Annotated in this window: 20 protein-coding genes; 13 read left to right on the top strand and 7 right to left on the bottom strand. The window is 63.9% G+C overall.

The genetic code is table 11. The features are described from left to right. Positions 1 to 251 precede the first annotated feature (251 nt). Positions 252 to 1,622, top strand: coding sequence for a chloride channel protein (locus RBH26_RS18285; protein WP_306759817.1), 1,371 nt, complete (start codon positions 252 to 254; stop codon positions 1,620 to 1,622). A 198-nt stretch (positions 1,623 to 1,820) separates the two neighbouring features. Here the strand turns inward: RBH26_RS18285 and RBH26_RS18280 are convergent, their stop codons facing one another. Then, on the bottom strand, positions 1,821 to 2,471 hold the full coding sequence (locus RBH26_RS18280) for a hypothetical protein (protein ID WP_306759816.1): 651 nt from the start codon (positions 2,469 to 2,471) through the stop codon (positions 1,821 to 1,823). A gap of 173 nt (positions 2,472 to 2,644) precedes the next feature. On the opposite strand from RBH26_RS18280, the gene RBH26_RS18275 reads away from it, so the two are divergent. Further along, positions 2,645 to 2,878, top strand: coding sequence for a hypothetical protein (locus RBH26_RS18275; RefSeq protein WP_306759835.1), 234 nt, complete (start codon positions 2,645 to 2,647; stop codon positions 2,876 to 2,878). Between the two features lie 33 nt (positions 2,879 to 2,911). On the opposite strand, the gene RBH26_RS18270 is transcribed toward RBH26_RS18275, so the two are convergent. Beyond that, on the bottom strand, positions 2,912 to 3,382 hold the full coding sequence (locus RBH26_RS18270; RefSeq protein ID WP_306759815.1) for a universal stress protein: 471 nt from the start codon (positions 3,380 to 3,382) through the stop codon (positions 2,912 to 2,914). A gap of 186 nt (positions 3,383 to 3,568) precedes the next feature. Between RBH26_RS18270 and RBH26_RS18265 the strand changes: the two genes are divergently transcribed. From RBH26_RS18265 to RBH26_RS18230, 8 genes are all read left to right on the top strand, one after another. Then, entirely contained in the window at positions 3,569 to 4,330 is a 762-nt protein-coding gene (locus RBH26_RS18265) for a PAC2 family protein (RefSeq protein ID WP_306759814.1), read from the top strand. Between the two features lie 124 nt (positions 4,331 to 4,454). After that, positions 4,455 to 4,913: a universal stress protein gene (locus RBH26_RS18260; protein WP_306759813.1), complete on the top strand. Its 459-nt coding sequence runs from the start codon at positions 4,455 to 4,457 to the stop codon at positions 4,911 to 4,913. Positions 4,914 to 5,004: 91 nt separating this feature from the next. After that, positions 5,005 to 5,952 (top strand): diacylglycerol kinase family protein, encoded by a 948-nt coding sequence (locus RBH26_RS18255; protein WP_306759812.1) that lies wholly within the window; start codon positions 5,005 to 5,007, stop codon positions 5,950 to 5,952. A 149-nt stretch (positions 5,953 to 6,101) separates the two neighbouring features. Next, the gene (locus RBH26_RS18250; protein WP_306759811.1) at positions 6,102 to 7,202 is read left to right on the top strand and encodes a glycerol dehydrogenase; all 1,101 of its coding nucleotides are present in this window, start codon (positions 6,102 to 6,104) and stop codon (positions 7,200 to 7,202) included. Between the two features lie 59 nt (positions 7,203 to 7,261). Next, positions 7,262 to 7,672, top strand: a complete 411-nt coding sequence (locus tag RBH26_RS18245; RefSeq protein ID WP_306759810.1) for a universal stress protein — start codon at positions 7,262 to 7,264, stop codon at positions 7,670 to 7,672. Positions 7,673 to 7,834: 162 nt separating this feature from the next. After that, positions 7,835 to 8,254 (top strand): universal stress protein, encoded by a 420-nt coding sequence (locus RBH26_RS18240; RefSeq protein ID WP_306759809.1) that lies wholly within the window; start codon positions 7,835 to 7,837, stop codon positions 8,252 to 8,254. Positions 8,255 to 8,355: 101 nt separating this feature from the next. Beyond that, positions 8,356 to 8,841, top strand: a complete 486-nt coding sequence (locus RBH26_RS18235; protein WP_306759808.1) for a PKD domain-containing protein — start codon at positions 8,356 to 8,358, stop codon at positions 8,839 to 8,841. Between the two features lie 926 nt (positions 8,842 to 9,767). Beyond that, positions 9,768 to 10,262 carry a universal stress protein gene (locus RBH26_RS18230; RefSeq protein ID WP_306759807.1) on the top strand — a complete coding sequence of 165 codons (495 nt, stop codon included), beginning with the start codon at positions 9,768 to 9,770 and terminating at the stop codon, positions 10,260 to 10,262. Positions 10,263 to 10,355: 93 nt separating this feature from the next. Here the strand turns inward: RBH26_RS18230 and RBH26_RS18225 are convergent, their stop codons facing one another. Continuing rightward, the gene (locus tag RBH26_RS18225) at positions 10,356 to 11,834 is read right to left on the bottom strand and encodes an AMP phosphorylase (RefSeq protein ID WP_306759806.1); all 1,479 of its coding nucleotides are present in this window, start codon (positions 11,832 to 11,834) and stop codon (positions 10,356 to 10,358) included. A gap of 15 nt (positions 11,835 to 11,849) precedes the next feature. After that, positions 11,850 to 12,317 carry a coenzyme F420-0:L-glutamate ligase gene (locus RBH26_RS18220; protein ID WP_306759805.1) on the bottom strand — a complete coding sequence of 156 codons (468 nt, stop codon included), beginning with the start codon at positions 12,315 to 12,317 and terminating at the stop codon, positions 11,850 to 11,852. Positions 12,318 to 12,463: 146 nt separating this feature from the next. Between RBH26_RS18220 and RBH26_RS18215 the strand changes: the two genes are divergently transcribed. Next, a complete protein-coding gene (locus RBH26_RS18215) occupies positions 12,464 to 12,919 on the top strand; it encodes an Hsp20/alpha crystallin family protein (RefSeq protein WP_306759804.1) in 456 nt (151 codons plus the stop codon). A gap of 156 nt (positions 12,920 to 13,075) precedes the next feature. Here the strand turns inward: RBH26_RS18215 and RBH26_RS18210 are convergent, their stop codons facing one another. After that, positions 13,076 to 13,711 (bottom strand): SagB/ThcOx family dehydrogenase, encoded by a 636-nt coding sequence (locus RBH26_RS18210; RefSeq protein WP_306759803.1) that lies wholly within the window; start codon positions 13,709 to 13,711, stop codon positions 13,076 to 13,078. A 199-nt stretch (positions 13,712 to 13,910) separates the two neighbouring features. Here RBH26_RS18210 and RBH26_RS18205 point away from each other — a divergent pair, with 199 nt between their 5' ends. Both RBH26_RS18205 and RBH26_RS18200 read left to right on the top strand, forming a co-directional pair. Next, positions 13,911 to 14,357, top strand: a complete 447-nt coding sequence (locus tag RBH26_RS18205) for a universal stress protein (protein ID WP_306759802.1) — start codon at positions 13,911 to 13,913, stop codon at positions 14,355 to 14,357. Positions 14,358 to 14,424: 67 nt separating this feature from the next. Then, complete coding sequence (locus RBH26_RS18200; protein ID WP_306759801.1) at positions 14,425 to 15,297, top strand: universal stress protein; 873 nt, start codon at positions 14,425 to 14,427, stop codon at positions 15,295 to 15,297. A gap of 108 nt (positions 15,298 to 15,405) precedes the next feature. Here the strand turns inward: RBH26_RS18200 and RBH26_RS18195 are convergent, their stop codons facing one another. Both RBH26_RS18195 and RBH26_RS18190 read right to left on the bottom strand, forming a co-directional pair. After that, on the bottom strand, positions 15,406 to 15,894 hold the full coding sequence (locus tag RBH26_RS18195; protein WP_306759800.1) for a pyridoxamine 5'-phosphate oxidase family protein: 489 nt from the start codon (positions 15,892 to 15,894) through the stop codon (positions 15,406 to 15,408). Positions 15,895 to 16,101: 207 nt separating this feature from the next. Then, entirely contained in the window at positions 16,102 to 17,490 is a 1,389-nt protein-coding gene (locus RBH26_RS18190; protein ID WP_306759799.1) for a nicotinate phosphoribosyltransferase, read from the bottom strand. Between the last annotated feature and the right edge of the window lie 113 nt (positions 17,491 to 17,603).

Here is a 17,603-nt window from a genome sequence, read left to right as displayed (position 1 = left end):
GGCCGTCCGGAAGTAGTTCTAGCCTGGCCGGTTTTCGTCGGTGGCGTACATGTCAGACGACCGTTCGGCTCGAGTGAGTGTTCGGCAGTGACGAATGTAGGTTCGGGTTTGATTTCGGCCGTCGGCGTAGATGGGTCCGTAGTCGACGATTCGTACGGTCTCCTGTCGTCGATTACCGCCGATCGCCGACCCGTCCTGGCGATCGGCGGGAACTCGGGACAGCAGTCCGTATCACGCACAGCCACGCCAGTATGTCCCCGATTCGCACCCTCCGTGACGTCCTCTTCGCTGTCGGCCTCCGGCTCGTCAACGCGCTCGAGACGGCGTTTCGCGGCCGACTGTTCGTTCTCGGCGTTCTCGTCGGGATCGCTGGTGGGCTCGGTGCCGTTGCCTTCCAATACCTGCTGATCGGGTTCACGGCCCTGTTTTTCAGCGGGGCGACCTCACAAGCGGAGCTACTCGAGACGGCTGTCGACCTCCCCTGGTACTATCGCGTCCTCGTACCCGCCATCGGCGGCGCGTTCGTCGGGCTGATCGCCAACTACAGTGGTGGCGGTCTGGTGAGAGGGGAGGGTGTCCCCGAGGTGATCGAGGCGATCGATCAAAAGCACGGACGACTCCCGCTGCGTGTCGTTCCGGCGAAAGCGGCTGCGTCGGCGGTCTGTATCGGATCCGGTGGCGCGACCGGCAGGGAAGGACCGATCGTCCAGATCGGCGGCACGATCGGCTCCGCCGTCGGCAGCCGCCTCGAACTCCCCGATCCACAGCCGTCGGTGTTGCTGGCAGCCGGGGCTGGCGCGGGTCTGGGCGGGACGTTCAACGCTCCGATCGGCGGGATGGTCTTCGCCTGGGAAGTCCTGCTCGGGCGAGTTACCAGGGAGAACGCCTTACCGGTCGCGATCGCTGCAGTGGCCGGGACCGCGACGGCGAACGTCATCATCGGTCTCCCGGATCCGATCTTTACGGTCCCGCCGATCTCGGTGGAGAGTCCCTGGGAAGTGATCGCGTACGCCGGTCTCGGTATCGTCGGCGCGGCCGTCGCACTCGTCTTCGCAAACTCCCTCTATGCCATCGAAAGCGGGTTCGATCGACTTCCCGTCCCTACCGCGGTAAAGCCGGCACTGGGTGGGCTCTGTCTCGGCGTCCTCGCACTTTCCGTCCCACAGGTCTACGGCGTCGGCTACCCGGTGATCCAGGACGCACTCGTCGGCACGTTCGCCCTCGAGGTCGTCGTCGTGTTCGCTGTCGCGAAGATCGTCGCGACGAGTGTCACGCTCGGGAGCGGTGGCTCCGGCGGTATCTTCGCCCCCGCGCTTTACGTCGGCGCGATGACTGGTACCGTCTACGGCGCGCTACTGGACGAGACGGTTCCCGTCCCTATCGCCGACCCGACGACGTACGCCGCTGTCGGCATGGGGGCGGTCTTCGCCGGCGCGTCACACGCACCACTGACGGCGATCGTCGTCGTCTACGAGCTGACCGACGACGTCTGGATTATCCCGCCGCTCGTGATCGCCTGTCTCTTCAGTTCGGCGCTGTCACGGCGTGCGAGCGAGGGAAGCATCTACACGATCGGACTCCTCGAGCGTGGTGTCGACGTCGACTCGAGGCGGCTGTTTTGATACGGACTGGGCGTGATACTGTCGGACAGCCGTCAGTGAGACGTCGGTCGCGAACGCGCGGCCGTCACCGTCGGGACGGCCGCAGTCGCGCGACCGATCGTCGAATAGTTCTGTCCAACAGTATGAGAACGTGCTGTCTGTGTGTCACCGAAGAGATGTCGAGGCAACGACCACGAGCGCAACGGACCGAAGCGACGGTCACAGGTCGGTCGGGTACTCGCCGGTTTTTCGATATTCGGAGACGACTGCCACGAACGCGGCCACGTGGAGGACGACAACCACGACGATCATCGCGAGATAGATCAGGTGAAGCGGATCGTCGGAGGGAAACCCCATCTCCTCGTACGGACGGAGATACGCCCGATCGTAGCCGTGGACGGCCACGAGCCAGAAGATGACGTACGTGCCGTGACTCTGGTGCCACTTCCAGGCTTTCGGCCCGAGATAGTCGTAGGCTCGGTTGTTGGACGTAACCGCCAGAACGATCGCGATGAGGACGGCGACGCTGGCACCGAACGCCCACGGACTCATATCGACGAGATAGCCGACGACGTCCCAGTCACGGGCCGCGAAGACGAACAGGACGTGAATAACGGACCAGATAGCGAACCAGATGCCCAGCTCCGACCGCCAGTTTACGGGAAAGTTCCCGGAAAACCGACGCCTGATCGACGGTCGAATGCGTACCAGCGGCCCGATAATCATCACGACAAACAGGATGATAAAGGGGACGGCGGCAACGACTCGCTGCCCACGATATCCGACGCCCCACAACAGGACCGCCACGACGATGCTTGCGACCGCCACGCCCAGATGATGGGTGAGTTCGTTGTTAGTGTCTGATGTCATGATGTCTCCGTGTCACACGGCTATGACCGAACGGACACCGATCGATCAAATAAAACTGTTCCCGTCCCTCACGGTCGCGTGCAGATACATTTGAAACGAGGGCCCCAGCGAATTATCACGCGGCGATCCATGCGACCGTGTGACTTAACTGCTGACAAATGGTATACCTTGACATGGGGCACCTAAACTGGCAGTGCCGGCTGTATGGCCACGACTGGCGCCATCCCTGGGACCACGAAGTCGTCGTGACGTCGAATACGGAGCCGGTCTATCCGCTTCGGTGTCAGCGCTGTGCGGACGTCCAGTTGCTCGACCGCGACGGCGACAGCTGGCGCCTGGACGACGAGGATGGGCCGTCGATCCACGAGCAGGCACTCGAAGTCGAGTCGGCGAGCGACGGGACGTGACGGCAGGAGATCGTATGAGCGCCGGCTCTCGCGTCACCGAACGACCATGACCGGTGCTGGTGCCCGCTTGACGACAGTCTCGGCGACACTTCCCAGCAGGAACCGTTCTGCGCCCGAACGACAGTGACTCCCCATCACGATCCGGTCGACGTCACGTTCCTCCGCGTACTCGAGGATGATCGCGTCGGGTTCGCCGAACTCGAGGACGGTCTCGATGCGTCGATCGTGTTCGGCGGCGGTCTCGCGTGCCTCGTCGAAGACGGCTTTGGCTTTCGACTCGGCCTTTTCGTGCCACTCGCGCCAGTACTCTGGACTGACCGAACCCGGCGGGGCGCCGTCGTCGAACGTCGGACGCATGACGTCGATGAGGCTGAGGCCCGACCCGATCGGATCCATGACGTGTACGACCACGATCTCGGCGTCCGGATAGTCGGCCAGCGCCGTCTCGAGGGCCTTCGTCGAGAGCGGTGATCCCTCCGTGGGAACGAGTATCGTCCTGGACATACCTCGTGTACGGTCCGATCGAGTAAATAGCCACAGGCGGACCGGGACCGACCGCGGGCACGACGGGTCCGTCCCCGCCTCGAGTCGAACTCGATCACGCCGGCGAGTGTCTTCCGGTGACGAATACCATCCGTCGGGAACGCGGCCATACGCTCATATTCGATGCCACTGTAGTCACGGCCGCGCATGAACGATCAGACTCCATCCGCGTCGTTCGAGCAAGTCGCAGACATCTCTCCCGACGCGCCGACTCTCATCGAAGGACTGCCCGGTCACGGTCTCGTCGCGGCGATCGCCGTCGATCAGATCACGACGCAACTCGGCCTCGACCACTGCGGGAACATCGCCGACGACGAGTTCCCGCCCGTCGTCACCTTCGAGGACGGCCTCGTCCAGGATCTGGTTCGTGTCTATGCGGGCGACGATCCGGCCGTGATGACCCTCGAGAGCGACCTCGCGCTCCCGGAGCCGGCGTTCGAACCGCTCTCGAAGTGCGTACTCGAGGAACTCGCCGAGGAGTTCAGCCGTGCGATCTTCCTCGCTGGTGCGCCGGCCGAATCGGAAGCCCAGATCGGCGAGGTGACCGGCGTCGCGACGACCCCGGAAATCAAGGCTGATCTCGAAGACGCGGGCATCGAGGTCCCTGACGAGCGCGGGCTCGTCGGCGGGATCACGGGATCGATGGTGCGGGCGTGTTACCAGGCGGACGTCCCCGCAGCCTTACTGATCGTGCGCTCCCATCCGTTCCTTCCCGATCCGCAGGCGGCCAAGTCGGTGATCGAGACCGCACTCGAGCCGCTCGTCGACTTCGAGATCGACACGACCGAGCTCGACGAACAGGCCGACGAGATCCAACAGCAGATGCAACAGGTCGCCCAGCAGTACCAGCAGATGGCCGAAGAGCAGGGCCAGCAACAACAGCAGGTCCAGACCGGGATGTTCCAGTGATCGTCGGCCGCGCTCGTGCTCTCGGTCGCGTCTCGAGGCCGTTCGACGTCGACGACTCGCATGCGATCGCCCCACCCCATCGTTTTTAGGTCGAACTCGGTGTCAGTCACTGACGAGGGAAACGATGACAGACGATATCGACCAGACGATCGATCGTGCGCGTGAAAACTACCAGCGGATACTCCTCCCAACGGACGGGAGCGACGAAGCACAAATGGCGGCCGAACGCGGTATCGAGATTGCGGCTGCGCTCGATGCGACTGTACACGCCTTCTCGGTGATCCAGAGTTCCGCAGTACTGAAACGAGATCAGTTGCGGACCGACGCGAAGGCAGACGCCAGAGACGCAGTCGAACGCGTCGAAACCGCCGCCGAAAGCGCGGGTGTCGAGGTGACGACCTCGGTCGAGAAGGGTGTATCTCACGAGTCGATCGTCAACTATGCGACGGCAAACGACATCGACATGATCGTGATGGGGACCCACGGCCGAACCGGACTCGACCACGTGATGATCGGAAGCGTCGCCGAACGGGTCGTTCGAACCTCGCCCGTTCCGGTGTTGACGATCCGCCCCCAGGAGTGATCGCAGTCACGACTGCCACGCTCGCCTCCCGACGCTCCCTCGAGTCCGCCGGCCAGCGGTCGCGAAGACTCTCTGTGTTCGACCCTCGATAATGATACGAACCGACGAGACAGGCGTCGAAATCGCGGCCGATCCGGATCGGGTGCTCGTCTGCAATCCCGTGAGTGGAACCGGAGACCACGCTCCCGAGATCCGGTTACGGGGGCTCGAGCATGGGTTCGAAGTCGTCGAGACGACTGCTGCGGGCGACGCACGACGACTCGCACGGCAGGCCGCCGAGCGGGGCGCGTCGCTGGTGGCGGTTGCCGGTGGTGACGGAACCGTAAACGAGGCTGTCCACGGGCTCGTCGACGCCGATGCACTCGAGACGACCGACGTCGCAGTGATCCCGACGGGTACGGCCAACCTCTTTGCGAAGCGACTCGGTCTCTGGGACATCGACCGATCGTTCGAGATCCTCGACCGTGGACACCGACGACGGATCGACGTCGGATTCGCCGACGAGCGGCCGTTTCTCAACACCTGCCTGGCCGGCCTCTCGGCCGAAGCGAACACGGCGACGTCGGACGAATTGAAACGTCGACTGGGTGCTCTCGCCTACGTGGTGACGACGATCCGACTGCTTCCCACCTACGAGGGCGTCCCGCTTCGCGTGACGACCGACGGTGAGTCGCCAACGGACGCGTCGGGGAGCGAAACGTGGCTGGGTAACGCGTTGCTCGTCCTCGTCGGCAACGCCTTTCGACTCCCGAGTATCAGCCGCCGGGACGAATCCGCGTTCACGGACGGCCAACTCGAGGTGACTGCCATCCGCGAGCGGCCATCGCTCGAGGGGATCGAAAGGGGGACGCTCCCGGGGATATTCACCGATTCGACGCCGAGAGAAACCACGTCGGTATCGATCGACACGCTCGCGGACGATCCGGTGTCGTTTAGCCTCGACGGCGAACTGTTCTCGTCGGCTGGCCTCGAGATCGGCGTCCGGGAGCGGTGTCTCTCACTGTTCGTCGATCCGGCCGACGATACCACGAGAGAGTGAGACGGTTTCCTGTCGTCACGCCCCACAGCCGGATCGCGGGTGTGCCGGTACCGACGGCCAGCGGTCCGGCTGAATCGTGTCGTCTGCGGTGTGGTTATATACCGGCGTCGGTCGTACGTAGGGTGTCCGGACTCCGGACGATGACGACCATGACGACACAGCTATTCAGATCTCCAGCGGGATACGTACAGGGACGGACCGTCATCGACGATCTCGGCGACTACGCCGACGACCTCGGGAGCACTGCCCTCGTGCTCGGCGACGACCTCGTCCTCGATCTCGTCGGCGATCGCGTACGCGAGAGTCTCGAGTCGGCCGGGTTCGACGTCGCCCTCGAGGAGTTCGGCGGCGAGTGTTCCGAACGCGAGATCGAGCGCGTCGCGGACGTCCACGCCGAGTACGATGCCGACGTGATCGTCGGAACTGGCGGCGGAAAGGCGATCGACACCGCGAGGGCAGCCCGCGAGCGAGTCGGCGGAGCGCTCGTCTCGCTGCCGACGGTCGCGTCGACCGACGCGCCGACGAGTTCGGTCGCAGTGATCTACACCGAAGACGGCGAGTTCGTCGAGTTCCACGTCTACGAACGTCATCCCGACCTCGTGGTCGTCGACACCGAGGTCGTCGCCGAAGCGCCGACTAGGTTCTTCCGGGGCGGGATCGGGGACGCGCTCGCGACGTGGTTCGAGGCCGACGCCGCGTACCGATCGGGCGCGACGACGATCTTCGGAACGCGATCGACCCGAACGGCCCAGGAGATCGCGAACCTCGCGTACACGACGCTTCGCGACCACGGCCGATCGGCCGTCGATGCCGTCGAGCGAGACGCCGTGACCGAGAGCGTCGAGGCCGTCGTCGAGGCCAACACCTTACTCAGCGGTCTCGGATTCGAGAGCGGCGGGCTCGCAGCAGCCCACGCGATCCACAACGGGCTGACCCAGCTCGAGGCGACCCACGAGGCGACTCACGGTGAGAAGGTGACGATCGGAACGATCGCCCAACTCGTCCTCGAGGGCCGCGAAGACGCGTTCGTCGAGGACGTCGCTGGCTTTGCCGCCTCGGTCGGACTGCCGACGACGCTCGCCGAGATCGGACTCGAGGACCCCACTCGAGACGAGCTGTCGGTCGTCGCTGAGGCCGCCTGTGCCGACGACGAGACGATCCACAACGAGCCCTTCGAGGTGACTCCGGCGGCCGTCCGTGACGCGCTCGTCGGCGCCGATGCGATCGGTCGGCGACTGACCGATCGATAACTGTCGCGTATCACTGACCGAAGTTATATATCCCAGTCGGTGGTGAGGTAGCTACGTTCATGTACGAGACGATCCTCGTTTCGACCGACGGGAGCGAACCGGCGAGCCGTGCGACAGAGCACGCGCTCGACCTCGCTTCGACGTTCGACGCCACCCTCCACGGGATCTACGTCGTCGACACCAGTCGATACGGCAGTTCGATGGTCGCCGACGAAGGTGAGGTCGTCGACGACCTCGAGTCGCGTGGTCGGGATCTCCTCGACGACCTCGCGACGGAGGCGGACGTCGACGTATCGACCGAGATCCGCAGCGGCCGCCCGCATCGCGAGATCGCCGACTACGCCGACGAGATCGACGCGGATCTGGTCGTGCTCGGTAACCGGGGACTGGGCGCCGGTCCCGGCGGCGAGATCGGCAGCACTGCCGAGCGAGTCGTCAGATATCTCGACCGACCGGTCATTACGGCCTGATACGGACGGCCGTCCCGCTCGCCCGCCGATCCTACACGGGGTCGGCGAGTGACGGGCGGTGACGACAGGAGACCGTATGAGATGAGTGGCGACTCGCGTCTCGAACGTATCACCGACCGTACTGTGAACTATTAGGAACCCTCCGACGTGGATACGCCTACGATGTACGATACGATCCTCGTTCCGACCGATGGAAGCGATCCCGCGAACCGTGCAGTCGAACACGCCTTCGAACTCGCAGACCGGTACGACGCCGAGATACACGCGATGTACTGCGTCGAGACGCACCGATACGGCGAGCCGGCACTGAGCAGCGCCGAGATCGTCATCGACAGACTCGAGGACCAGGGCGCGGCGATGCTCGAGGATTTAAGCGATCGCGCGGAGAACCTCGGCATCGACTGTACCTGGGACGTCTGTCACGGCCGCCCCTGGGAGCAACTCCAGGATGCGGCCGACGAGATCGACGCGGATCTGATCGTGATCGGGTTCCAGGGTCAGAGCCACGAACGGCCCGGTAAGATCGGCAGCACCGCTGAACGTATCGTTCGGCAAGCGGATCGACCGGTGTTGACGGCCTGACGGTCCGTTATCGTTCAAATAGACAGACTGCTGTCCGACAGTATGACTGTCACCGCTGTGGTGAATGGGGTTTACCAGTGGTCACGGTGTCGATGGTTCCGATGGAGAACAACGACACCCTTTCGCGGCGCACGATGGTAAAACTCGGTACCGTTGGTGGGATTGCGCTGCTGGCCGGCTGTCCGGATGACGACGACGATCCCGACGACGAAGAGCCCGAAGACGACCTCGAGGATGTCGATATCGAGGAGTGGGAGGAGGTCGACGAGTTTTACTTCGAAGGGGTTATCGAACACTGGGAGGGTATCGAGCCGGAGTTCATCGAGGGGATCGAGAACCCGCCGCTCACGCTGATCGAAGGCCAGGAGTACGACTTCAGGTGGGTCAACGGCGACGGCGTCGAGCACAACCTCGAGATTCGCGACGAGGACGACGAGGTCATCAACGACTACGTCAGCGACGACGTGTCGGAGGAAGGCGAGGAGACGACCCTCGAGGGCGTCGAGGCCACCGAGGAGATGGACGTCTATATCTGTCGGTACCACGAAGAGACACAGGTCGGCGACATCGACGTCGAAACCGAGTGAAACGGTCTTCCGCGTTCCCGACGCGATCGGCAAGATGGGTCACAGTCGCATCGGAACCGACGGTGTACTGACTGCTGTCCGGCAGTATCAGTGCCCATTCGATCGCGTCGCGATGCCTGTCGTCCCGCGAGGGCGTCTCGAGTGCGATCGGTGTGTAGTGTGTTGTCCGGCAGTATGAGTGGCCGTAGGAGGTGTGCGATGACTCACCGATCGGCCACGTGTGCCACTCGTGGCGGGACAAGACTGCTTTTCGTCGACGTACCAACGAGTGGCGCTGCCGTCCCGATCGGTCACTCGACCCGCCATCGACTCGAGTGAGACGGGGTTCTGGATCGATGTCTCGACCCACCGGTAGTAACAACCGAACCTGTTCCCCACACCACTCGCGGGCTCACGAGTCACGTCGGTCCCTGCCGGCCAGTTCACGGGGCTCGCTCCGGTGGTCGCCTCGACCCGCGCTCCCCGGGCGATCGGGTGTGCACTGCCGGTCAGTGGCTACTCTGGGTACGGCAGAGAGGTGTGAGTCGACGGCGCCGACTGACCCAATCCATACGAGTCATGACCTGGATCGAACGTCAGCCACCGAACGATCGGCGCCGCCGGAGAGTAGCCCGTCCGTAACATATATCGAACCATTAACATTAATGCCATATGTTTTGTATGATATGCTTTCGACTGCGTTCGACTACCGACCTTCATTTCCCCACTATATGGTGGTTTACTTTCAGCACTATTACGATGGTACCCCTGTAATACACGGTGGTGGAAAACGATCCATTATCGACGCCGAAACAGTCGTAACTATGGGTGACTTTACATTTATTCGGTACCCGATCGCGTCGGTATCGAGCGATGTCGCCCGGCGACCGCCGTCTCGCTTCGGTCGATCCCGCGGAGTTATTGTTCAGGGAGTAAAGACGTGAGGTATGACGTTCGTCGTGCCGTTCGATGGATCGACACTCGCACAGGCCGCTCTCGCCAGGGCCGTCGAGTACAGCGTCGCACTCGAGGAAGACGTCACGGCTGTCTCCGTGATTCCTGAACGGAAAAAATACGCGCGTGAGAAGGGCTGGATCGCCGACGACGAACCGTACGACGTCGACGCCGTCGTCGACGCGCTTCGCGAGCAGGTCCGGTCACTCGCGCCGGATGCGTCCTACGAGTACGAACGGATCCGAGAGTTCCCACCCGAAGCACGCCTCGCGAATCGGATCGAGGAGTTAGTCGTCGAGCAGGAACCGAGCGTCGTCTTCCTCGGCAGTGACAACGTCGGTCGCGTCGTGACGCCGCTGACCAGCGTCGGCGTCCACCTCGCCGACGAAGAGTCCTACGACGTGTTCATCGTCCGGGACCCATCACCGCCGAAACTCGAGGCGCTCGATCCCCACGAGACGTTCTACGACGCGGACGATTCTGGCTAGGGCGTTTCCAGGCCTGAGCTGCTGGATCGTACGTTACGCAACCCTGCCGTGTGGTTGGTTCGACACAGCAGTCGACGGGTGGACCGGTACTAGCTACCGCCGTTCGACGAGCGCGTCCGCCTTGCTCCGGACGCGAATCGGCTCGAGTCGGTCGGCAAGCGCCGACGCCTCGTCGAGTTTGGCCGACGTCTCGGCGTGGATCGTATAGAGCCGATCGCCGGCGTCGACCTCGTCGCCGGCGGTCCGATGCATCACGACGCCGGCGCAAGCGTCGAGTGGCGCACCCGCACGCCGCGCGAGGTCACAGAGCTGTCTGTTGTCGACCCGCGTCGCGATACCGGTCCGTTCTGCACGAACCGTTCGTGTCTCCTCGCCAGGGGTTAGATCGTCCGATTCGATTTCGGGGTCGCCGTTCTGGGCTTCGATGATCCGACGAAATCGCTCGAGTGCACGCCCAGACTCGAGGATCTCGGTCGCCGAGGCGTCGACGCCACAGTGATCCAACAGCAACTCCGCGAGCCGGAGCGATTTCAGCCGGAGCGACTCCGGCCCCTCACCCTCGAGAACCGAGAGGACGTCCCGTGCCTCGAGGAGGGGACCGACGCCGCGTCCGATCGGGTCGGTCCCGTGGGTGATCGCACAGCTGATGTCCATCTCGAGGTGGTCGCCGACCCGTTTGAAGTCGTCTGCCAGCTTGCGGGCGGCGACGAGGCTCTCGACTTTCGCCCCTTCGCCGTAGGGGATGTCGATTACGACGTGATTCGAGCCGGCGCTTCGTTTCTTCGAGAGCACCGAGGCGATGAGCTGGCCCTGCGGGTCGATCGAGAGGGGGTTCTCGGCGCGGATGATCTCGTCGTCGACCGGTGAGAGATCGACGCCGCCGCCCCAGACGAGACAGCCGTTGGTCTCCGCGACGATCGACTCGATCTCGTTCATCGTGAACTCGACGTCACAGAAGACTTCCATGACGTCGGCCGTCCCCGCCGGGGAGGTCACTGCCCGCGAGGAGGTTTTCGGCATCGTCAGTCCCGCCTCCGTGACGATCGCGACCATGATCGGCGTCACGCAGTTGCCGGCGATGCCGCCGATCGAGTGTTTGTCCGCGACGATCGGTGCGTCCCACGTCAGCCGCTGCCCGACGTCGCTCATCGCCTGTGTCAGATGTTTCGTCTCCTCGAGCGAGAACCCGTTCGTGTAGACGGCCGAGACGTAGGCGCTGAGTTCAACGTCCGAAAGGCGGTTCTCGTGGATGTCCCGAACGATCGTCTCGAGTTCGCGGGCCTCGAGTTCGACGTCGTCGAGTTTCTTGCGGACGTATCGGACGGAGCCGGGCGTTCCGGCGAGCGTGACGTCGATCGCACCGCGGACGTGGTGTAGCGGTTCGGTCATGCCGACCGTCCCTGGCGCGACCAGTTCGTCGGTTCGCTTGACGATCCCCGTCGTCGTCTCACCGTCGTACTCGATCCGGACGCGGTCGAGGGGATGCGCACCGAGTTCGTCCGCGTCGATGCCGTTTAACAGGACCAGGGGCCGGCTCGTCCCGATATCGATCGTCGTTGCCTCGAGTTGCATTCGTCCGTAACGGATTCACCGTGTGGGGAAAACGATGACGGGCGTTCCCGTCGATCTGCGATACGTTCGGTGAATTATCTTCAGTGACTTCTCCGACAGTATCACCGGCGGGGAAACGGGAGTCGTTCGGCCAGTTTGACCTGGACGCTCCGTTTGATCGGCGGCCGACGCCTCTAGACGGTCGCTGGCGATGTCGGCAACCGGGATCGCACCCAGGACTGTCGACTCACGCAGTATGAGTTCGACTTCACGGGGGTCGATTCCCGTTACGTCGGCGATCCGTTCCGCTCGTGGGGAGACGGGGACGCGCTCGAGGGCGACCATTCGCTCCTCGGCGAGCGAGACGACCTTCGAGGAGACGACGAGGACGTCGTCGTCCTGTATCGTCGTTCCGTCGTCGGTCGCCTCGAGGATCAACCCGACGAGGTCCTCACCACCGTCCAGCAGTCCGATATCCAGCCCCTGGTACGTGATTTCGCTCACGACTGTGACCAACCATGGCGAGATACGTATAATGTTGGTCGCCTATCAGTTCGAACGTCTCGACGCGTCCCATAACCGAAGCTCATGAAAGGTTTAACACGAGCGTCGTCGCCGTCTCAACTGGGGGAGACACTCCCAGGATACGCATGGCGACAGATACGAATCCGTTCGAGAACCTCGAGCGCCAGTTCAAGCGCATGCAACGACAGTTCGAGGAGCTACTGGAGATGTGGGACACCGATCGGTCCGGAGCGCCGACGTCCGGCGTCTCGACAATGGGGATCGACCTGACAGACCACGGCGATCAGTTCACGCTGACGGCCGACGTGCCGGGCTTCGAGACCGACGAGATCGATCTCCGGTTCGCCGACGATACGGTGTATATCGCCGCCGAACGCGAGCAAGAACAGACCGAAGAGCATGCAGAAGAGCGCTACCTCAAAAGCGAGCGAACGCGAAGATCGATGAGCCGTACCGTTCGCATCCCGGAACCGGTCGACGAGGAGGCCATCGAGGCGACGTGCAAAAACGGCGTGCTCACGGTGACGCTTCCCAAGAAAGAGCCGGGTGAACCCGACGGACGGTCCATCGACATCGAGTGATACTGTTGGACAGCACGAGTCGACGATCGGTCGCGCGACTGCGGCCGTCCCGACGGTGACGGCCGCGCGTTCGCGACCGACGGCGCACTGACTGCTGTCCGACAGTATGACCGACCACGATCGGAGACGGTCCCGCCAGTCCGAGCGATCGGTCGGTCAGCGATCTCCCGTCCGATGACCGACCGGAAGCAAGTACAGCGCCTCGAGTCGATCCGGGAGCCCGAGGACGTCGGCGACGTCGCCAGCGGAAAACGCGCCGACTGGACAGCAGTTCAACTCGCGAGACTCACAGAGGAGGTGGACGTTCTCGGCCGCGTGTCCGGCCTCCATGTGGACGTATCGTTCGCCGCGGTCGGGATACTGTCGCCGCGTCCGATCGTACGCGCCGGTTAGCACGACCGTCGTCGGGGCGTTTCTTACGACGTCCTGGCCCAGCGCTGCCCGCGTGAGCGCTTCGTGGACGGACCCCTCGAGCGTTCGCTCGAGTCGGTGTGCAGCGGGCTCGTACCGGTAGCAGCCGGGCGCCAGCTCTTCGTTCCCGTCACGTGCGACCTCGAGAAACGCGGTGAGTGGATACGTCGTCCCGGCACTGGGAGTGGCCCGCATGGCGATTCCGTCTCTGGTGTGGGTGATCCCCTGTGCGGCCCACAGCAACTGTGAGACGTCCGTGAGTGCAAGCGGTCTCGAGGCGAACGACCGGCGACTCTCTCTGTCCGCGATCGCTCGTTCGACGCTGCTCGTCTCGTCGGACTCGAGTTCGGGCTCGGGATCGGGGAGTTCGATCGACGCCATACGACTCGTTCGCCGGCGTCGGGGAAAACGTCACGCCCGGGCCGACCCCGTTCGGATTCGGACCGAACGCGTAGAATCGCCAGCGGTACTATAGTAGCCACTGCAAGTCATTGCACACCTGATCGCCAGACGGATCGGCGATCAGTGTGTAAACCGTTGCAGTTGTTACTATATTAGCTCTCGAGACGAATCCGCGTTCATGTCCCGCCACGTTCTCGTCCCGGTCGACGGCTCGCCGCTCTCGGAGCGTGCCCTGCGTCATGCACTCCAGGAGTTTCCGGATGCAGACGTCACGGCGTATCACGTCGTCGACCTGTTCGAACCCGAGTACGGAACGCGCGACGACTTCGACTCGGTGTACGAACCGATGCTCGGCTCCGAGGAGTGGCACCGGTTCGTCACCGAGGAGACGGACCGACTCTTCGAGCGGATCGGCGAAATCGCCGCCGACGACGATCGATCGGTCACGACCGACTCCGATATCGGCCAGCCCGCACGTCTCATCGTCGAGTACGCCACCGAGGAGGACGTCGACCACGTCGTCGTCGGTTCTCACGGCCGCCTCGATGCGGACCGGCCCCTCTTTGGCAGCGTCGCCGAGACCGTCGCCCGGCGGTCGCCGGTCCCGGTCACCGTGCTTCGATAACACCGGCTGCCAGCAACCGGACGCGAGTACGGGAAGGCTTGATACTGGTTCGCGTCGAACGACCACTATGCTCGAGACGATACTCGTCCCGACCGACGGCAGTCCCGGCGCCGAGGCGACGATCGGCCACGCGATCGAACTCGCGACGACCCACGGTGGGGCCGTCCACGCGCTCTCGGTCGTCGATCCGCCGTCCGGATCGGCGACGCTCTCGGCCGACGATCGGGAGGAACTCTCGACTGCGTCCGAGAAACGCGCCCGCGAGATGACGATCCGCATCACGGATCAGGCCGAGGAACACGGCGTCGACGCCGCTCGAGCGGTCCGCGAGGGCGTTCCCCACGAGGAGATCCTCGCCTACGTCGACGAGCACGACGTCGACATGATCGTGATGGGGACCCACGGCAGGACCGGCGCCGACCGCGCTCGCCTGGGTAGTACCACCGAACGCGTGATCACGCTCGCCGACGTCCCGGTGCTTTCGGTACGGCTGACCGACGACCCGGACGTCGACGCCGTCGACGGCTACGATCGGATCGTCGTCCCGACGGACGGCAGTGATGACGCCGAGCGTGCCGCCGAGTACGCGCTGGACATCGCCGAAGGGTACGACGCCGAAGTGTATGCCGTCTACGTGGTCGATACGACGACGTACGCACTCGAGGACGCCCCACGGAGCATCATCGGGCTACTCGAGGAAGGCGGGCGCAATGCAACCGAGACGGTCGCGGAGATGGCTCGCGAACGGGACCTCGACGTGACGACAACCGTCAGACGGGGCGATCCCGCCGCGGAACTGCTCGAGTACGCCCCCGGGGTCGACGCCGACCTCCTCGCGATGGGAACGCGGGGGGAAGCCGTCGGCACGGGCCGACTGCTCGGGAGCACGACGGCCCGTGTCGTCCGTCGCTCGGAGATCCCCGTCGTGACGCTTGGCTAGCTGCTCGAGCGGTCAGACGGTCCGTCTCATACGGACTGCTGTAACTATTTACCACCGATCGCCAGGACGGGGTCGGCGATCAGCGGTAATTGACTACAGGAGACCGTATCACTCGTCGGCCGCGTCGATCTTCGACTCGAGTGCGGGCGGCAGTCCCTGGTGTTTGATCCCAGTGTAGTCGTCGATCCGGTACTCGAAGACCTGGACCTCCCCGGACAGATCCACGTCCTCGAAGAGGTCCGGACGCCAGACGTCCGAGAGGTAATCGTCGATCTCGTCCCACTCGGACTCCGGAACGGTCGAGAGCCGCCCCGACAGGAGGACACTCTGCCAGTTGTACATCGTATCGACCGTGTAGACGAGGAAGCTCGCCGCGTCGGCTGCCTCGCTCAGCGTTGCTTTCCGGCTCTCTTCGCCCTCGAGATAGGTAAAGTAGAGCCGACTGTCCTCGTCGTAGCCGTACGAGATCGGGAAGAGATAGGGGCCGCCCTCGTCGGGGAGGCTGAGAACGCCGGTTTTTCGGGACGACAGGAAATTCCGAATCTCGTCGTCGGTCATCTCGTTCAGTCCAAACTCCTGGAGTTCGTCGATCGACATACCCGAGTAGACGACGGGGGTCACGAAAAAAGCTCCCCACCGAAACGTCTCGCGAGAAATCAGCTATTCGATGATTGGTATCGCCGTCGAGCTCGAGGGACCGGTCTCGATCGACTCCAGTTGACAGACGGACTGCTGTACCGAGTTCGCGGCGCAACCGCAGATCCGGGTCGTGGTTGTGCCGGCACTGACGGACAGCGGTCCGTATCAGGGTTCGTCGCCGCCGCTCGCTTCGACCCGTGACTCGAGTGTCGCCTGCAGGTCGTCGGTCTTCCGCTGGAGGCCGTCGCTGATTTGGACGTCGTACGGTTCGGGATCCTCGATCCGGCGGTGCCGCTCCGGGAGCTTTCGTCGTTTCTCGTCGGCCCGCTCCCGGATCGTCTCGAGGTCCGGGACGTCGTAGACGCACTCGCCGTCCTCGATGATGGTGACGAGCTGTTCGGTCCCGGGGAGGTCCTCGTCGCGGAGCCCGAGGACGTCACCGGTATACTCGCCGTCCGACTCGGTCCGGCGGACGCTTTTCGCGCCGGGGTACGTGACTTTCCCCGGCGACAGCTTCATCGTCGGCTGCATCTCTCCGTCGCGTTCGACGGCCACGAGCTTGTAGACGCCCTCGACTTTCGGTGCGTCCGTACTCGTTACCAGTGCGGTTCCCGGCCCGAAGCCGTCGCCGACGCCGTCGCGGTCGAAAAACTCCGCGATCGCGTACTCGTCGATGCCCGAGGAGATGTACTCATCGACGTCGGGAAGCACCTCGTCGACCTCCTTCGAGAGGGCGGCTAGGTCGCCCGAGTCGAGGCGAACGCCGTCCAGCGAGACGTCGGCCTCCTCGGCGACGTCCTTGGCGAGTTCGGCACCCGCGACGGTGTCGTAGGTGTCGATCAGGAGCACGCTCTCCGATCCGTACTCGTCGACGAACGCCTCGAAGGAATCGCGCTCCCGGTCGAAGCTCTGGACCCACGAGTGGGCCATCGTTCCGGCGACGGGGACGCCGAAGGCCTCGCCGGCGGCGACGTTCGAGGTCGCGTCGAAGCCGCCGACGTAGGCGGCCCGCGCGGCCTTGATCCCGGCGTCGGTCCCGTGTGATCGCCGCGAGCCGAAATCGACGAGGCGTTGTCCGTCACCCCGTCGGTCGATCACGTCGCGCATTCGACTCGCCTTCGTCGCAATCAGCGACTGGTAGCCGACCTGGTTGATCAGTGCCGTCTCGAGTAGCTGTGCTTGTAGGATCGGCGCCGTCACCTCGAGCAACGGCTCGTTTGCGAACACCGGTGTCCCCTCCGGCAGCGCCCGCACGTCGCCGGTGAACTCGAACGTCGCCAACTGCTCGAGGAACCCCTCGTCGAACCCCTGTTCGGTCAGGAACTCGAGAGTCCGCGCGCCAAAGGAGAGGTTCTCGATGTAGTGAATCGCCTGCTCGAGGCCCGCAGCGATCATGTAGCCGCGGTTCGGCGGCAGATCACGGGTAAAGAGGCTGAACGTCGCTTTCGGATTGTGATCCTGGTTGAACGACGCCTGCATCATCCGCAGCTCGTAGAGGTCGGTAAACAGCGGGACGTTCTCCTCGGTCAGGAACCCAAACGTTGTGTCGCTCATCGTCGTGCGTTACAACTCGACGCGGCGTGGGATAACTCTCGGTGGTCGTTCCCACACTCGTCGGCGGTCCCGGTCCAACTGCAGGGCGTCGCGGGTGTGTCGGGACCGACGAA

The sequence above is a fragment of the Natronolimnohabitans sp. A-GB9 genome (genome assembly GCF_030848565.1).
GTDB lineage: Archaea > Halobacteriota > Halobacteria > Halobacteriales > Natrialbaceae > Natronolimnohabitans.
The sequence above is the reverse complement of the archived record's forward strand: the minus strand, read 5'-3'. Positions and strand labels throughout refer to the sequence as shown.

What these genes read in the sequence shown, in the direction of transcription:
- RBH26_RS18200 (WP_306759801.1), top strand. Translation starts at nt 14,425, where the DNA reads ATGCTCGAGACGATACTCGTCCCGACCGACGGCAGTCCCGGCGCCGAG.
- RBH26_RS18285 (WP_306759817.1), top strand. Translation starts at nt 252, where the DNA reads ATGTCCCCGATTCGCACCCTCCGTGACGTCCTCTTCGCTGTCGGCCTC.
- RBH26_RS18275 (WP_306759835.1), top strand. Translation starts at nt 2,645, where the DNA reads ATGGGGCACCTAAACTGGCAGTGCCGGCTGTATGGCCACGACTGGCGC.
- RBH26_RS18250 (WP_306759811.1), top strand. Translation starts at nt 6,102, where the DNA reads ATGACGACACAGCTATTCAGATCTCCAGCGGGATACGTACAGGGACGG.
- RBH26_RS18235 (WP_306759808.1), top strand. Translation starts at nt 8,356, where the DNA reads ATGGAGAACAACGACACCCTTTCGCGGCGCACGATGGTAAAACTCGGT.
- RBH26_RS18265 (WP_306759814.1), top strand. Translation starts at nt 3,569, where the DNA reads ATGAACGATCAGACTCCATCCGCGTCGTTCGAGCAAGTCGCAGACATC.
- RBH26_RS18195 (WP_306759800.1), bottom strand. Translation starts at nt 15,894, where the DNA reads ATGTCGATCGACGAACTCCAGGAGTTTGGACTGAACGAGATGACCGAC.
- RBH26_RS18280 (WP_306759816.1), bottom strand. Translation starts at nt 2,471, where the DNA reads ATGACATCAGACACTAACAACGAACTCACCCATCATCTGGGCGTGGCG.
- RBH26_RS18215 (WP_306759804.1), top strand. Translation starts at nt 12,464, where the DNA reads ATGGCGACAGATACGAATCCGTTCGAGAACCTCGAGCGCCAGTTCAAG.
- RBH26_RS18260 (WP_306759813.1), top strand. Translation starts at nt 4,455, where the DNA reads ATGACAGACGATATCGACCAGACGATCGATCGTGCGCGTGAAAACTAC.
- RBH26_RS18190 (WP_306759799.1), bottom strand. Translation starts at nt 17,490, where the DNA reads ATGAGCGACACAACGTTTGGGTTCCTGACCGAGGAGAACGTCCCGCTG.
- RBH26_RS18225 (WP_306759806.1), bottom strand. Translation starts at nt 11,834, where the DNA reads ATGCAACTCGAGGCAACGACGATCGATATCGGGACGAGCCGGCCCCTG.
- RBH26_RS18210 (WP_306759803.1), bottom strand. Translation starts at nt 13,711, where the DNA reads ATGGCGTCGATCGAACTCCCCGATCCCGAGCCCGAACTCGAGTCCGAC.
- RBH26_RS18205 (WP_306759802.1), top strand. Translation starts at nt 13,911, where the DNA reads ATGTCCCGCCACGTTCTCGTCCCGGTCGACGGCTCGCCGCTCTCGGAG.
- RBH26_RS18245 (WP_306759810.1), top strand. Translation starts at nt 7,262, where the DNA reads ATGTACGAGACGATCCTCGTTTCGACCGACGGGAGCGAACCGGCGAGC.
- RBH26_RS18240 (WP_306759809.1), top strand. Translation starts at nt 7,835, where the DNA reads ATGTACGATACGATCCTCGTTCCGACCGATGGAAGCGATCCCGCGAAC.
- RBH26_RS18230 (WP_306759807.1), top strand. Translation starts at nt 9,768, where the DNA reads ATGACGTTCGTCGTGCCGTTCGATGGATCGACACTCGCACAGGCCGCT.
- RBH26_RS18270 (WP_306759815.1), bottom strand. Translation starts at nt 3,382, where the DNA reads ATGTCCAGGACGATACTCGTTCCCACGGAGGGATCACCGCTCTCGACG.
- RBH26_RS18255 (WP_306759812.1), top strand. Translation starts at nt 5,005, where the DNA reads ATGATACGAACCGACGAGACAGGCGTCGAAATCGCGGCCGATCCGGAT.